Below are 15,015 nucleotides of genomic sequence, written 5' to 3'. Positions count from 1 at the left end.
AACTTCCGCTGTTAGGATTTGAATTGTTAAACTTTTGTGTTAATTTAAATGAATCAATTTCACGATTCAGAATTTTCATCTTTAATACGAATAGTATCTTAAATGTTACTTTGTTGTTCGATTCGTTTTTTTATCCCGATGTAACCGTCCGTAAAACTCCCGCCTCAAAACAGGAGTGGAAGCGAAGATGTTCAGGCGGGAGATAACGTAGGCTAACATCCCGATTGGTTCAACTAACAATCAGGGGGGGGGATGAATACCCCCCACTGATTGAAGGTTCACTTTATACAAAGTCTATATATGAAATTCATCCAAACGTAAAAATCCAGCCGGTTTATTTCAGCAAAAGGAAAAGGCAGCGCATAAACACTCTGCGCTGCCTTTTTCTGTATTAAGAATTTGAGGCTACTTTTTCCCGTTCTTTCATTCTTTCTTCCATACGTTTTCGTTCCCTTTCAAGGATCGGTTTCAAATATTCCCCTGTATATGAGCCTTTTGTTTCAGCCACCTCTTCAGGAGTTCCCTGAGCAACGAGCGTTCCGCCTTTGTCCCCGCCCTCAGGGCCAAGGTCGATGATATGGTCGACTGTTTTAATAACATCAAGATTATGCTCGATAACCAGCACAGTATCACCATTTTCAACAAGACGCTGCAATACCTTTAAGAGGCGGTCGATATCCGCAACGTGGAGGCCTGTTGTCGGCTCATCAAGAATATATAATGTTTTCCCTGTTGAACGGCGGTGGAGCTGGGACGCGAGCTTTACACGCTGCGCCTCTCCGCCAGACAATGTTGTCGCAGGCTGTCCAAGTGTAATATATCCAAGCCCCACATCATATAACGTCTCGATTTTCCGCTTGATTCGTGGAATATTCTCGAAAAACTCAAGTGCTTCTTCCACTGTCATCTCAAGTACGTCCGCAATATTTTTCCCCTTATATTTCACTTCAAGGGTTTCCCTGTTGTACCGTTTTCCATGGCACTCTTCACATGGAACATATACGTCAGGGAGGAAATGCATTTCAATTTTAATAATCCCGTCACCGCGGCATGCTTCACAGCGTCCGCCTTTGACATTAAAGCTGAACCTGCCTTTTTTGTAACCTCGCATTTTCGCTTCGTTAGTCATTGCAAACACATCACGGATATGGTCGAAAACACCTGTATATGTGGCCGGATTTGAACGTGGTGTTCTTCCGATCGGTGACTGATCGATATCCACTACTTTATCGAGTTGTTCAATACCGGATATTTTCTTGTGTTTACCTGGCTTATCCTTTGCCACAGTAAGCTTTTGCGCAAGTGACTTATATAGAATATCGTTTATGAGAGTGGATTTCCCGGACCCTGAAACTCCTGTAACAGCAACCATCAATCCAAGGGGAATATCCACATTTGTTTTCTTCAGGTTATTTTCCTGAGCCCCAACAATTGAAATCTTTCTGTCTGAAGGCTTTCGCCGTTCCATTGGAAGAGGAATGAATTTTTTCCCGGACAGATACTGGCCAGTCAGAGAATCAGGATCCTCACAGATTTCTTCCGGTGTGCCAGCTGCACTGATTTCTCCACCATGAGCACCAGCACCTGGCCCGATATCAATGAGATGATCAGCAGCAAGCATTGTATCCTCATCATGCTCTACAACAATCAGGGTGTTTCCAAGGTCACGCATTCTTTCAAGAGTGCGAATGAGCCTCGTATTATCCCGCTGATGGAGACCGATGGACGGCTCATCAAGAATATAGAGAACTCCCATAAGGGAAGAGCCAATCTGAGTCGCAAGCCGGATTCGCTGCGCTTCACCGCCAGACAGCGTTCCCGCAGAACGGGAAAGCGTAAGATAATCCAGTCCCACATTGATCAGGAAGCCGAGGCGCTCTTCAATCTCCCGGAGAATCATTCTGGCAATCGTCATTTCCTTTTCGCTAAGCTCAAGAGTGCTGAAAAACTCTTTCGCTTCCTTAATAGATAGCCTTGTCGCTTCGCCAATATGCTTATCAGCTACTTTAACAGCAAGAGTCTCTTTTTTCAGCCTGTTACCTTTACAATTTGGACAAGGCTTTTCCGCCATATATCCTTCCATTTGTTCCCGGATATAGTCAGATCCAGTTTCATGATACCTGCGGGCAATATTTTTTACGACGCCTTCAAAATAAATGTGTTTTTCCCGTATACGGCCAAATTCATTTTCATAACGGAAATAAATCTTATCGTCCGTGCTCCCATGAAGAATTTTCTCCACCTGATGCTTTGGCAGCTGTTCCAGAGGAGCATCCATATCAATACCAAAATGGTCACAGACGCTTTTCAGCAGCTGCGGGTAATATTGCGAACTTGTCGGCTCCCAGGGAGCAATCGCATGTTCATTTAGAGATTTGCTCCAGTCAGGGACTACAAGATCCAGATCCACCTCCAGCTTTGAGCCGAGACCGTCACAGGACGGGCAAGCGCCGAACGGGCTGTTGAAAGAAAACATCCGTGGTTCCAGTTCCCCGATAGAAAATCCACAGTGAGGACAGGAATGTTTCTGGCTGAATAGAAGTTCCTCCTCTCCAATAACATCGATAATTACCCTGCCGTCTGCCAGTTCCAGGGCCGTTTCAAGAGAATCTGCCAGCCTGGATTCGATGCCTTCTTTAATGACGATACGGTCGATAACTATTTCGATAGAATGCTTTTTATTTTTTTCCAGCTCGATTTCGTCTGCTGCTTCCCTCATTTCGCCATCGACCCGGACTCTCACATACCCTTGCTTTTTAATGTCTTCAAGGGTTTTCGCATGTGTTCCTTTTCTTCCGGAAACAACCGGAGCGAGAATCTGCATTTTCGTCCGTTCCGGATAGGCTGTCATCCGGTCCACCATCTGCTGGATTGTCTGGGAGCTGATCTCCACCCCATGAATCGGGCATATCGGCCTGCCTACACGGGCATACAAGAGACGCAAGTAATCATAAATCTCCGTAACAGTACCAACGGTGGAACGAGGGTTCCGGCTCGTTGTTTTCTGGTCAATGGATATGGCTGGTGATAACCCTTCGATGGAATCCACATCCGGCTTGTCCATCTGCCCTAAAAACTGCCGGGCGTAGGCAGATAAGGATTCTACATACCTTCGCTGCCCTTCAGCATAAATCGTATCAAACGCGAGTGACGATTTTCCCGAGCCGGACAGACCAGTTAAAACTACAAGCTTATTTCTCGGTATGGTAACATCTATATTTTTCAGATTATGGGAGCGGGCTCCCTTCACTTCAATATTATCTAATGACATTCTCTTGTTCACCCTTCCCCTTTCAGCTCGATGATAATATCACGAAGCTCTGCAGCCCGTTCGAAATCCAGGTTTTTGGCTGCTTCTTTCATTTCTGTTTCCATTCTTTCGATTACTTTCTGTCTTTCTTTTTTGCTCAGCTTCTGGCCAGGAGCTTCAATTGCTTTTTTCACCTCGTATGTTTCTTCGTCCTCAGCTGCATACGTAGCCTGAATAAGTTCAGGTACTGCTTTCTGGATCGTTTGAGGTGTAATGCCGTGTTTATCGTTGAACTCTTTTTGTGTTTCACGGCGGCGCTTCGTTTCTTCTATCGCTATTTCCATAGAGTTTGTTATCCTGTCCGCGTACATAATGACGTGCCCGTTCGAGTTCCTTGCTGCCCGTCCCATCGTCTGGATGAGAGACCGCTCGGAACGGAGAAATCCTTCTTTGTCCGCATCAAGTATGGCAACGAGAGATACTTCCGGTATATCAAGCCCTTCCCTGAGAAGGTTGATTCCCACAAGGACATCAAAAGTGCCCATACGCAGTTCCCGGATAATCTGGATTCGTTCCAGTGTTTTAATATCCGAGTGGAGGTACTTCACACGGATGCCGATTTCTTTAAAATAATCGGTAAGGTCCTCGGACATTTTTTTCGTTAATGTAGTTACAAGTACCCGTTCATTCCGTTCTTTACGCAGATGAATTTCTTCAATCAGGTCGTCAATCTGTCCCTTAATCGGTCTTACATCCACCGTAGGATCAAGGAGCCCTGTCGGACGGATGATCTGCTCCGTCATTGTTGGGCAGTGTTCCAGTTCATACGGCCCTGGCGTTGCAGAAACAAAAATAGCCTGATTGACATGCTTTTCGAATTCTTCAAATCTAAGAGGACGGTTATCCTTGGCAGAAGGCAAGCGGAACCCATGATCCACGAGCACTCCTTTCCTCGCCTGGTCCCCGTTATACATTCCCCTTATTTGCGGGAGTGTCACATGGGACTCGTCCACAACAATCATAAAGTCATCCGGAAAGAAATCCAGGAGAGTATACGGCGTTGCCCCCGGTTCCCTGAATGTCAGGTGCCGGGAGTAGTTCTCAATCCCTGAGCAGTAGCCCATTTCCTGCATCATTTCAATATCGTAGCGTGTACGCTGTTCCAGTCGCTGCGCTTCAAGGAGCTTCCCCTTGTCATTCAGTTCCTTCAGGCGTTCCTCAAGCTCTTTTTCAATATTAACGATTGCCTTTTTCAGCTTTTCTTCACGGGTTACGAAGTGGGATGCAGGGAAGATTGCAACATGATTCCGTTCTCCGAGAATTTCCCCTGTAAGAGCGTCCACTTCAGTAATCCGGTCTATTTCGTCCCCGAAAAACTCCACACGTACACAATGCTCATCCCTGGAGGCAGGGAAAATTTCCACAACGTCACCACGGACGCGGAAAGTACCACGTGTAAAATTAATATCATTTCGTTCATACTGGATGTCCACCAGTTCCCTGAGCAGTTCGTTCCGCTCTTTTTCCATCTCGGTTCTCAGAGAAAGAACGAGGTCCCGGTACTCGGTCGGCGAACCTAAACCGTAAATGCAGGAAACACTGGCCACAATAATAACGTCCCGCCGCTCAAACAACGAGCTCGTAGCGGAATGGCGCAATTTATCTATTTCGTCATTAATACTTGCATCTTTTTCAATAAACGTGTCTGAGTGGGCGATATATGCTTCTGGCTGGTAGTAGTCGTAGTAGCTTACGAAGTATTCAACGGCGTTGTTCGGGAAAAATTCTTTGAATTCGCTGTACAGCTGGCCTGCCAGCGTTTTATTATGGGCAATGACAAGGGTAGGCTTGTTCACTTGCTGAATAACATTGGAAACGGTGAATGTTTTCCCTGTACCCGTTGCCCCAAGCAATGTTTGCATTTTTTCTCCGTTTTTAATTCCCTGGACAAGCTCTTTTATAGCCTCAGGCTGGTCTCCCTCAGGCTGGTACTTCGAAACTAACTCAAAGGTTTGGTCTGATTTCTCTATCACGTGCAGCTCCTCCTCTGTATATAAGGTCGCTTTTTCTTTAAAACCAAGTAAAGATTTTATATTATCCGGCTCCTGGCCAGCGCCAGGAGCAGTGGCATTCGATTTGACAGCAGCTGGTTCCCTGATGCTGCTGTTTTTAAAATATAAGGCCTGTTTAAAGATTGTTACTGAAAGGAGGGAAAAAAGCAAATACCCGGCCCTCCCGCTTCTATCTCAATTACTGGGAAAAGGGAAGATACGAAATCTCATTGAGCAGAGATGGTATATTCCACCCTATTGTTATATCCCTTACCCCATTCTTAACATATCTGTACTATTATAACACAAAAACACGATGCACGAACATACATTCGTCAATATTTGAAAGAAAAATACCGGGGCCAGACCCCGCACAATTTTGTGACTTCTTTAAGTTTGCATATAGGAAAAGGAAGTCCTTATGGCTTTTAGCCAGGACTTCCTTTATTTTTGCATTACAAATATATACATCCTATGTTTTAGCTGGGTTTTCTCCCTCTCCATCAGCAGCATTCAAATGCTGAGGATTCCCTTCAGAGTTATCTTTAACTTGTGTATCCCCGGCAAGGTTTTTCGGCCGCCATTTATGACGTTTATTATTGGCGGTTTTAAATTCCTCATAAAATGCAGAAGTTCCCGTTTCAGCAGTACCGCTAAATATGCCAGTAAATTCCGCATTTGATCTTTGAGCCACAGCCTTTTCACCCTCAGTGCCCAAAGTTGACAGAGCAGCAAAAGCATTTTCCTGGATCTTCTCCATTTCAGCAGCAATTTCTTCCATGCTCTTTTTCCAGTTCGTATTCATTGTAACTTCTTCTCTATCAGGATCAGCAGCTGTGAAAGTGCCTTCATCTTCGTTACTTCCCCCATGCTGGCCTGTTTCCCTGTGTTTTTCTGATCTTTTCAAATAATCTTCCGACAGACCGCTGTCAGCATCAGCTTTCCGGGTGCTGATCTTATCATCAGCTTCCTTTGTACCAGAAGCTGAAACGGCCTCCTCCACTGTCTTCTCTTCAGAAGCAGTATTATTCCCAGGCTCTTCTTTACGATCATTGTGAATGACAACAGAAGATCGAAGTCCTCTCGCAGATAAATTAATCATCTCATCATCCGGGACAAAGAGGAGACCTAGATGATAATGTTCCCCTTCGTAAACAGAAGACTGAACAATACGAGGTTCACCGTTTCTGTCCTTCACCTGAATTTTACAGTAAGCCGGTTTATTTTGAAGTGCTTCATATATCTCCCGCTGGGTTGTTACATCCACCCCGTTAACTTTCGTTACTATTTCCCCTGTTTCAATCCCCATTTTCTCCGCGGTTGAATGAGGAAGTACACCAAGAACTACCAGGCCGTCTTCTCTTCTTGTAAACAGGCTTGTCCTGTTTTTATCCCCGGTCCGCTGGAACCAAAAGATAAACTCCCGGCCCAGGAGAATAACCGCTGCCACTACAGGAACCAGAACAGGCCAGTATGTTGCAGCCCCCATTAAAATTATAATTAAAAAACTAAACCAGAGGAGCCTTATACCAAGCTTCTTAATGCCCTGATCCGGGAACTGGCTTTGGATTACTGTCTGAAAACCTAAAATAAACGGAATAAAGACTAAACCACTGCCCGTTCCGCCGCCAGCAGTAAATAACGGCCACCAGCCATCAAAAGTAATCGCTCCCGCAGGAAAAAGAACAAGGGCTGGAGCAAACCACAACCGGGAAGCTTCATGTCCTCCGACGATCTTACCACGCTTACTCGGGAACAGCCTGGGAGAAGAATCTTTTCTTCCGTTGACTAATACGAGCAGTGCTTCTGCTGCAACTAAAACAGCAAGGACCCAGGCAAATCCCAACATATTCATTTCATTTATTTCTGACATCCAGTTATTCACAACCGGATAGTCTGTCCCTCCGGACGGGAGAAAATAACATGCCAGAAGCGCAACAGAACCTACAGCTGTCATACTAAGCCATCTCAGATTTCTGAAAGGCAGGAACAACAACCAGATAAGTGTTATGAGAACCATTATTCCCACTGGCAGCTCAATCCCTGCTGCCACGAATACAGTGGACATAACAAGACCAAATATAAGGCCGGTCATTAATGGAAATGTAAAGCCATGAATGACATCAAATACTCTTGTATGGAAATCTTTTCTTTCCCGTTTTACTCTTCTCACACCGATCCAAAGGACAGCGAGAATAAATATGTATGTTAGGGGATGAAGCCATAAACGTCCGAACGCACTTAATAACTCCCATCCAATTACCTCCATCACGACCCCTCCTTCTGATATTTTTCTGGAGATAAAGACAACGGGCTTTATCCGGGGCAAACAGGAATAAATGAGTAGGTAAAAATAAAAAAAATTGCATAATAAGTACATTTTTCAATCCAAAAATAATACTTCTTCCTTTCATTGTAAAACAATTCTAAAAAAAGAAAAGAGGTTTTTCATCTGCCCCCCTCATTTTACTCCATGAAATGCCGAAAAAAGACAGAGCAGCAGACCACAGAGCCTATTTTCAGGCGCAATTTCGAGTTCCTTCACCAATCCATACAGAAATAATCGAGTAGGAGGGGGTGACTAACCCCCGACCTCTCACACCACCGTACGTACGGATCCGTATACGGCGGTTTCATGAAAATCAAACGTTATATCAACGATTTCAAACCCATCCTGCGCCAATAGGCGTCATTAAGCGTATGGTGGAGAATTGGGCTACAGGCGACTCGCCAGTAGCCTTTTCTTGTGTTTCCCCATTCATAAGCCTTCTGCTTCGATACTCCCAAGGCGATTAGGTTTCTGACTTTTGTTTTCGGTTTCTTCCATTCTTTCCATCGTACCATTCGAAGTCTTCTTCTTATCCACTTCATTAATTCCTTTAATACCGAGGGTGTTTCCGCCAGTCGGAAATAATTTCTCCAGCCGACGATAAACCGGTTCAGCTTGCCAATTCTGTATTCCATAGGAATACTTTTCTTTCGGGAAGTAATCTCACGGATTCGACCTTTTGCCCGTTGGATTGATTCCCTGTGTATTCTTATTTTCGCTTTTCCTTTAGAAGAAGCTGTGAAACTGAAACCCAGGAACTTTCGTTTCCACGGACGGTCTACCGCGCTCTTTTCCCGATTTACCTTTAGCTTCAGTTTATCTTCAATGAAGGTGATCATGTTCTTTCGGATACGCTCTGCGGCTTTCTTTGACCCCGTGTAAATCTGGCAGTCGTCCGCATAGCGGACAAAGCGAATACTCCGTTTCTCCAGTTCTTTGTCCAATTCATCCAGGACAATATTTGAGAGAAGCGGGCTTAATGGACTCCCTTGGGGAGTCCCCATGTCGTTTTGCCTAACTAATCCGTTTTCCATGATTCCTGCCTGAAGGTATTTCCGGATGATGCTCAACACCCTTCTGTCGCTAATACGGTAACTTAACGTTTGCATCAACCGGTCGTGGTTCACTTTATCGAAGAATTTCTCCAGATCAATATCGACCACCCATGTGTACCCTTCGTTGATATACTGTTTTGCTTTCAACACGGCATCATGGGCTCGTCGTTTCGGGCGGAAACCGTAACTGTTCTTAGAAAATGTCGGATCATAGATTCGTTGAAGGTAGAGATTAATGGATTGCTGGATCAGACGGTCCATGACAGTCGGGATCCCTAACTTCCGTTTACCCCCGTCCGGTTTCGGGATTTCGACTCGGCGGATCGGTGACGGTTGGTAGGTTCTCGACAAGAGCCCCTGGCGGATGGCAGACCATTCTTCGGAGATCTGGGATTTCAGTTCCGCAGTGGTAATGCCGTCAACGCCCTGGCTCCCTTTATTTTGGACTACCTTGAGATATGCTTTATTCAAATTGTCTCGGTGTAATATCTCTTCCAACATCACATTAACCTCCACGTGGCTCTTCCTTTCCATTGTGTGGTATCATTCTCCACGCTTCCTAAGCCCTGGAGGGATTCACCTCTGCTTCCTAGGCAAGCTGGTATGTTCTGTGTCATCGAATGATACGTACGCAGGTGGATGAGCACTCTTTTCATGATTCAGCCCTTCCCACAAAATCTAGAAATCTGTGGTACTATGGCTTCGGCTGACTTCTGACAGTTCAGTGATTCCTCCTGGAATCAGTTACCGCATTTGTACGGCGTTCCTGTCAGACCTCCCCGGGTAAGTGCATAAACTTCCTCTCCATATACCCGCCTCATTTACTGCCGGATCCTTCGGTCGTTAGGACTTTGACTTGTTTTGCAGCCTCATCCAGACCAGACAGCCTTGTATGAGATTCGTGTTCCTCGGGTCGGAGATTTGCCTCCGGCTTCCTTCAGATTCCGAGTCGCCCCGGACACCCTTGCCTTTAGCTAGCAGTTACAACGACCTTCACTGTTCGGGACTTGAACCCTAAAGCGTATGCACATGCCGGGCACACAAAAAGAGAAACTGGTTGTCACCAGTTCCTCTGATGTAAATTACTTACTCGACAATCAGCTCCACTGCTTTTTTAAGCTGATTATCGAACTCCCGGCTCTGAACCGCTTCAATTACTTCCTGCTGCAGCAAGCCGGCAGTTTCTTCATCTACTACCCCTGTCTCTTCAATTCCTGCCGCCTGCTGGAATCGTTTCACTGCCTCTTCTGTTTCTTCGCCGAAGTAGCCATCTTTTCGTCCTGGCTCATAGCCAAGCCCGTCAAGCATTACCTGGATATTCTTAACTTGCTCGTTATTCATATCATACTCCAGGTCCTCTTCCACTGATACTGGCGACACATAGAAAAATTCAGGCTGTTCAACCTCTATCGTAGGCTCTACCCCTTCCTGGTTAATGAAGTTACCGTCGGAAGTAAGCCATCTGTATAAAGTCAGTTTTATTTCACTGCCATCTCCCATTGGAAGGCTCTGCTGTACAGTGCCTTTGCCAAACGTAGTGTTCCCAACGAGCTCATAATCTCCAGCTTCTTTTAGTGCCGCCGCCAGTATTTCTGAAGCAGAAGCACTTCCTTCATTAATCAATCCAACAATCGGATAAGGTTTCTCCTCACTGAGATTAGAAATATGGCGCATTCTTTCTCCATTCCTGCCTTCAATCTGCACCACCGGCTCTCCGCCAGGTACAACAAGGTTACCGATATCCTCAACGCTCTGCAGCAGCCCGCCTGGGTTATCACGGACATCAATAATCAAACCATCGATTCCGTCGTTTTCCAGTGATTCTAGCTCTTCTGCAAATCGTTCTGCAGTGTTCTCCGAGAATGACCGGATTTCCAGAATGCCTATACGTTTATCATCTTCCTCAATGATGTCGCTGTATACAGTTTCCAGAGGGATTTCATCCCGGGTCACTTCAAAAGTAAGCAAATCATTTACTCCAGGCCGCTCAATCGTAAGGGTCACGGTTGTTCCCTTTTCCCCACGGATTTTAAGGACTGACTCATATAAGGAGAGTCCGTCAAGCCCCTCTCCATCAACTTCAACAATCTGGTCGTTTGGCCGCAGCCCAGCCTCTTCAGCTGGGGAATCACGAATAGGAGAAACAATCGTAACCTTACCGTTAGTCATGCTTACTTCCGCTCCAATTCCTTCAAAAGAAGATTCCAGCTGTTCCATAAACTCCTGGGCTGTCTGCTGGTCCATATATACAGAATAAGGGTCTTCCAGCGTTTCGAGCATTCCGCTGATTGCACCTTCCAATAACTTCTCTTCTTCTATATCTTCCACATATCTTTCAAGAATCAGCTCATAAGCACTGCTGATTTTCTCAATATGGTCAGACGCTTCAGAATCCACTGTCACACTATCGCCAGCAGTTTCTTCCACATTTTGTTCTTCGTTATTGTCGTTTCCCTGCTCAACCACCGGTACTGCTGAACTTCCGGCTACCAGTCCCATGCCGGCATACATCCCGCCTGCTCCAATCAGTACTGATAAAGCGACTATTACCGGAAGGAATGCTTTATTTATCTTCATCGTCTCACCTCTTCAACCCTTATTGTCAGTTTCCTGCTGATAAAAAATCCCGTGACTCGCCATCTATTTGTATTGCGGATCTGCTGTGTAGCACTATCTTTCTGATTCAGCCGACGCAACTCCCCGCTTTTAAAAGTCTATGCAAAACCAGAAGGTCTTCTTTTCTGCATGTCTCTATCATACCAAACAACTGCATTTAAATGGAAGAAGGAGAGTTAGTTCTGCATGGAAAACTTGGCTTATTATATGTCTTCTTCCACATTTTATGTGCTTCTGGATATTTTTCCAGGTCAGCAGCCCATCTTCAGTCAGCCACTTCCTGATTCAGATGCCCTCTTGCTTTAAAGGCGGAATTCTTAATTCCGTAAAAAGAAAGGATCATTTGTTAACAGTATAATCGCTAACAAATGATCCCCTTACTATTAAACCTCTGCCTCAATGAGACAGTTATAATCAATCAAGATATTTTCTTGGATCCACAGCGTTGGACTTCGCTCCGTTCCATCCACCCTCATGCACTTCAAAGTGAAGATGTGGACCAGTTGACTGCCCTGTGTTCCCCATGATTCCGATCTGCTGTCCCCTGCTTACACGCTGTCCTGAAGAGACAGCCATGGAATCAAGATGAGCATACAGAGTGGTCAGCTGCTGGCCGTTTACCACATGGGATATCATTATAGTATTCCCATAACCATTCATATACCTGGCTTCAATCACTGTACCTGCTTCAGACGCTACTATTGGAACGTTGGAACGTCCGCCCTGGCCGATATCCATCCCATAGTGCATTCTTCCCCATCGAGGTCCAAAGTTGGACGTGATCCTGCCGGTAGCAGGACGCATTAAAGTCCCGGAACCTGAGTCAGCCGGTGCCGCTGAAGCACTGCTTCCTGAACTTCCCGAGCTTCCTGAACTTGATACCTGCGTCTCGCTTTCTTTCCTCTTACGTTCTTCTTCAGCCTTTTTTCTCTCTTCTTCCAGACGCTTCTGTTCTTCTTCCCACAAGCGAAGCTCTTCTTTAGCAGCTTCTTCCTGAACCTTTAATAGTTCCTGTTCTTCATCAAGTGAAACCATTTCTTTTTCAAGCTCAACCTGCTTGTCTTCAAGCAACGCCATCAGCTCGTCCTTCTCCTGGCGCTGTTCTTCCAGTTCAGCAAGAAGAGTTTCCAGCTCTGCCATCTGCTCTTCCAGATTGATAAGCTCCTGTTCCAGCTGTTCTTTCGCTCTTTCAACAGCTTGTTTATCTTCAATATGCTGTTCCAGTATATTTCTGTCCTGATTTGTAATTGTGGTTAAAGCGGAGACACGTTCAATAAGATCTCCGATACTCTGTGCTCCAAGGATTACTTCAAGATAATTGACGGTGCCTCCATTCTGGTACATCGAACGGACACGGTCTTTAAGAAGTTCATCCCGCTCAGCGATACGTTCTTCCAGTTCCTGAATTTCTTCATGCAGCGTTTCTATCCGTTTATTAGTGGTATCTATTTCATCCTCTTTTTCCCGGATGTTTTCGTTCGTTTGAGCAGTGTCTTCATCTATTCTGCGAATCTCTGATTCAGCTTCTTCGATTTCAGTTTCCACTTCTCCAAGCTCTTCTTCTTTCTGCTTTGACTCAGCTTCAATTTCCTCCTGCTTTTCCTGGTAGGAATCTATTTTTTTCTCCAGATCACTTCCAGTATTCGCTTCAGCCTCAGGAGCATGGAATACTCCTGTAACACTCAGCAAAACTGCCAGGGAAACTAGTAAAAGTTTCTGGTACATTGCTATGAACCTCCTTAAAAGAAACGGCACTATACTATTTCCTAGGAAATATGTAATTTGGCGTCTTGTGGTATATCTAGGTTGATAAGTCCGGATTTTGCCGATTTTCCGGAGATCTTAAAGTTAATCTTCCATCAGTGAGGGTTTCGTTCCTCCCCACTGATGGTTGGTTAAACCTATAGGGATGTTAGCATCCGTTATCTACCGCCTGAACATCTTCGTTCTTACTCATGATTTGAGGCGGGAGTTTACGGACGGTTACATCAGGATGAATCTGATTATCTATTATTATCGTTTATACTTTCAGGAATTTACGGACACTCATCATACTTCCCCAGACTCCCACAAACGCGCCGATAGCAATCAGCAAGGCGCCCATCTGGAGGATAAGTGGGTTTTGCGGAAGGAACTGAAAGTACTCTATTCCTGTCTGTTGCCCGAAAGTATCGTAGAACCGCACATAGGCATAGGATAATATCCCTATTGGAATGGTTGACCCTATCACACCCAGCAGCAGTCCTTCAATGAAGAACGGCCAGCGGATAAATCCATTTGTCGCCCCTACGAGTTTCATAATCTGAATTTCTCGTTTTCTCGCTAAAATAGTGAGTTTAATAGTATTGGCAATAAGGAACATAGCAGTAAACATCAGCCCGAGGATAAGTACAAAACCTGCGTTACGGACAAAGTTCGTCACTGTGAACAGCTGTTCGAATATATCCTGGCCGTATTCCACACCATCTACGTTTGCCAGTTCCTCTGCTTCATTCGCGATTTGTTCCGTTTCCTCAGGGTTTTCCGCATGGACTACATAAACATCATTTAATGGGTTTTCGTCCCTGAGCGTCTCAAAAATATCTCCCTGGTCACCAAGGCTCGCAATCAATGAATCAAGGCCCTCATCTTTAGGGACAAAAGCAATTTCCTCGACGCCAGCAAGCTCTTCCAGTTCGTTCAATAGTTCTTCCTGTTCTTCTTCACCTGCAGTCAAATCTATAAAAACACGGACTTCCACGTCGTCTTCCAGTGCACTTGCAAAGTGGTTTACGTTCATGATCATGAGAACGAAAGCACCAACCACAAACAGCATTACTGCGACAGCACTGACAGATGCAAACGTCATCCAGCCGTTCCTTACAAGGTTTTTACCGCCTTCTTTTAAATGACGGCCGAGGGTTCTACCTTTCATAGCCGTACTCCCCCCTAACTTCATCGCGGGCTACTCTCCCGCCCTCAATGGCGATTACCCGCCTGCGCATCGTGTTTACAATTTCTTTATTATGGGTAGCCATAACTACTGTGGTACCTCTTTCATTTATGTCTTCGAGAAGATACATAATTTCCAAAGAAGTGTCAGGATCAAGGTTACCGGTAGGCTCGTCCGCAATAAGTACAGCAGGATTATTTACAATTGCCCGTGCAATCGCAACCCGCTGCTGTTCCCCCCCGGATAATTCGTGCGGCTGGAATCTGGCTTTGTTTTTCAGCTTTACAATATCGAGGACTTCCATAACACGCTTGCGGATTTTGTCCTTGCTCTCTTCGATTACTTCCATGGCAAACGCCACATTTTCATACACAGTGAGCTGCGGGAGTAATTTAAAGTCCTGAAAGACTACTCCTATATTTCTTCTGATATAAGGAATTTGCCGTTCTTTTACTTTTGCGAGGTTTTGTCCATCTATGATAATGTCCCCTCTTGTCGGTTTTTCCTCCCGGTACATCATTTTAATAAAAGTAGATTTTCCGGCGCCGCTTGGACCGACAACATAGACGAATTCCCCTTTGTTTATCAGGATGTCTATTCCGTTAATCGCCATAACCCCGTTCGGATACGTTTTCCATACTTCTTTCATGGTTATCACAAAATCACTTCCCCAATTCTCATAGTCAATCTATTTACTGAGCTTATGTATAATAGGTTCTCTCTGTTAGTTCGTCAGTGAGGGAACCCTCTGCTGTTTTTCTCGTTAGTTTTAAGTTAAAAGT

8 protein-coding genes are annotated in these 15,015 nt (G+C 45.2%); all 8 read right to left on the bottom strand.

The features are described from left to right. Positions 1-391 precede the first annotated feature (391 nt). Positions 392-3,271: an excinuclease ABC subunit UvrA gene (gene uvrA / locus BK582_RS08845; protein WP_078594383.1), complete on the bottom strand. Its 2,880-nt coding sequence runs from the start codon at positions 3,269-3,271 to the stop codon at positions 392-394. An 8-nt stretch (positions 3,272-3,279) separates the two neighbouring features. Then, positions 3,280-5,280 carry an excinuclease ABC subunit UvrB gene (gene uvrB, locus BK582_RS08840; RefSeq protein ID WP_078597913.1) on the bottom strand — a complete coding sequence of 667 codons (2,001 nt, stop codon included), beginning with the start codon at positions 5,278-5,280 and terminating at the stop codon, positions 3,280-3,282. A gap of 493 nt (positions 5,281-5,773) precedes the next feature. After that, positions 5,774-7,570 carry a PDZ domain-containing protein gene (locus BK582_RS08835; protein ID WP_078594382.1) on the bottom strand — a complete coding sequence of 599 codons (1,797 nt, stop codon included), beginning with the start codon at positions 7,568-7,570 and terminating at the stop codon, positions 5,774-5,776. A gap of 380 nt (positions 7,571-7,950) precedes the next feature. Further along, positions 7,951-9,189, bottom strand: a complete 1,239-nt coding sequence (gene ltrA / locus BK582_RS08830; RefSeq protein WP_078597911.1) for a group II intron reverse transcriptase/maturase — start codon at positions 9,187-9,189, stop codon at positions 7,951-7,953. A 582-nt stretch (positions 9,190-9,771) separates the two neighbouring features. Continuing rightward, entirely contained in the window at positions 9,772-11,262 is a 1,491-nt protein-coding gene (locus BK582_RS08825; protein ID WP_139368229.1) for a S41 family peptidase, read from the bottom strand. 453 nt (positions 11,263-11,715) lie between these two features. Then, a complete protein-coding gene (locus tag BK582_RS08820) occupies positions 11,716-13,026 on the bottom strand; it encodes a murein hydrolase activator EnvC family protein (protein ID WP_078594380.1) in 1,311 nt (436 codons plus the stop codon). 295 nt (positions 13,027-13,321) lie between these two features. Further along, the gene (gene ftsX, locus BK582_RS08815) at positions 13,322-14,215 is read right to left on the bottom strand and encodes a permease-like cell division protein FtsX (protein ID WP_078594378.1); all 894 of its coding nucleotides are present in this window, start codon (positions 14,213-14,215) and stop codon (positions 13,322-13,324) included. Further along, on the bottom strand, positions 14,205-14,891 hold the full coding sequence (gene ftsE, locus BK582_RS08810) for a cell division ATP-binding protein FtsE (RefSeq protein ID WP_078594376.1): 687 nt from the start codon (positions 14,889-14,891) through the stop codon (positions 14,205-14,207). Before ftsE ends, ftsX begins: the two co-directional genes overlap by 11 nt. Positions 14,892-15,015: the final 124 nt, after the last annotated feature.

The sequence above is a fragment of the Evansella clarkii genome, assembly GCF_002019695.1.
GTDB lineage: Bacteria > Bacillota > Bacilli > Bacillales > Salisediminibacteriaceae > Evansella > Evansella clarkii.
Note: the sequence above shows the minus strand (reverse complement) of the source record. Positions and strands in the feature narration are given on the sequence as shown.

Excerpts from the sequence above, each read along its gene's own strand:
- uvrA (WP_078594383.1), bottom strand. The coding sequence starts at position 3,271 with ATGTCATTAGATAATATTGAAGTGAAGGGAGCCCGCTCCCATAATCTG.
- BK582_RS08835 (WP_078594382.1), bottom strand. The coding sequence starts at position 7,570 with ATGGAGGTAATTGGATGGGAGTTATTAAGTGCGTTCGGACGTTTATGG.
- BK582_RS08825 (WP_139368229.1), bottom strand. The coding sequence starts at position 11,262 with ATGAAGATAAATAAAGCATTCCTTCCGGTAATAGTCGCTTTATCAGTA.
- BK582_RS08820 (WP_078594380.1), bottom strand. The coding sequence starts at position 13,026 with ATGTACCAGAAACTTTTACTAGTTTCCCTGGCAGTTTTGCTGAGTGTT.
- ftsX (WP_078594378.1), bottom strand. The coding sequence starts at position 14,215 with ATGAAAGGTAGAACCCTCGGCCGTCATTTAAAAGAAGGCGGTAAAAAC.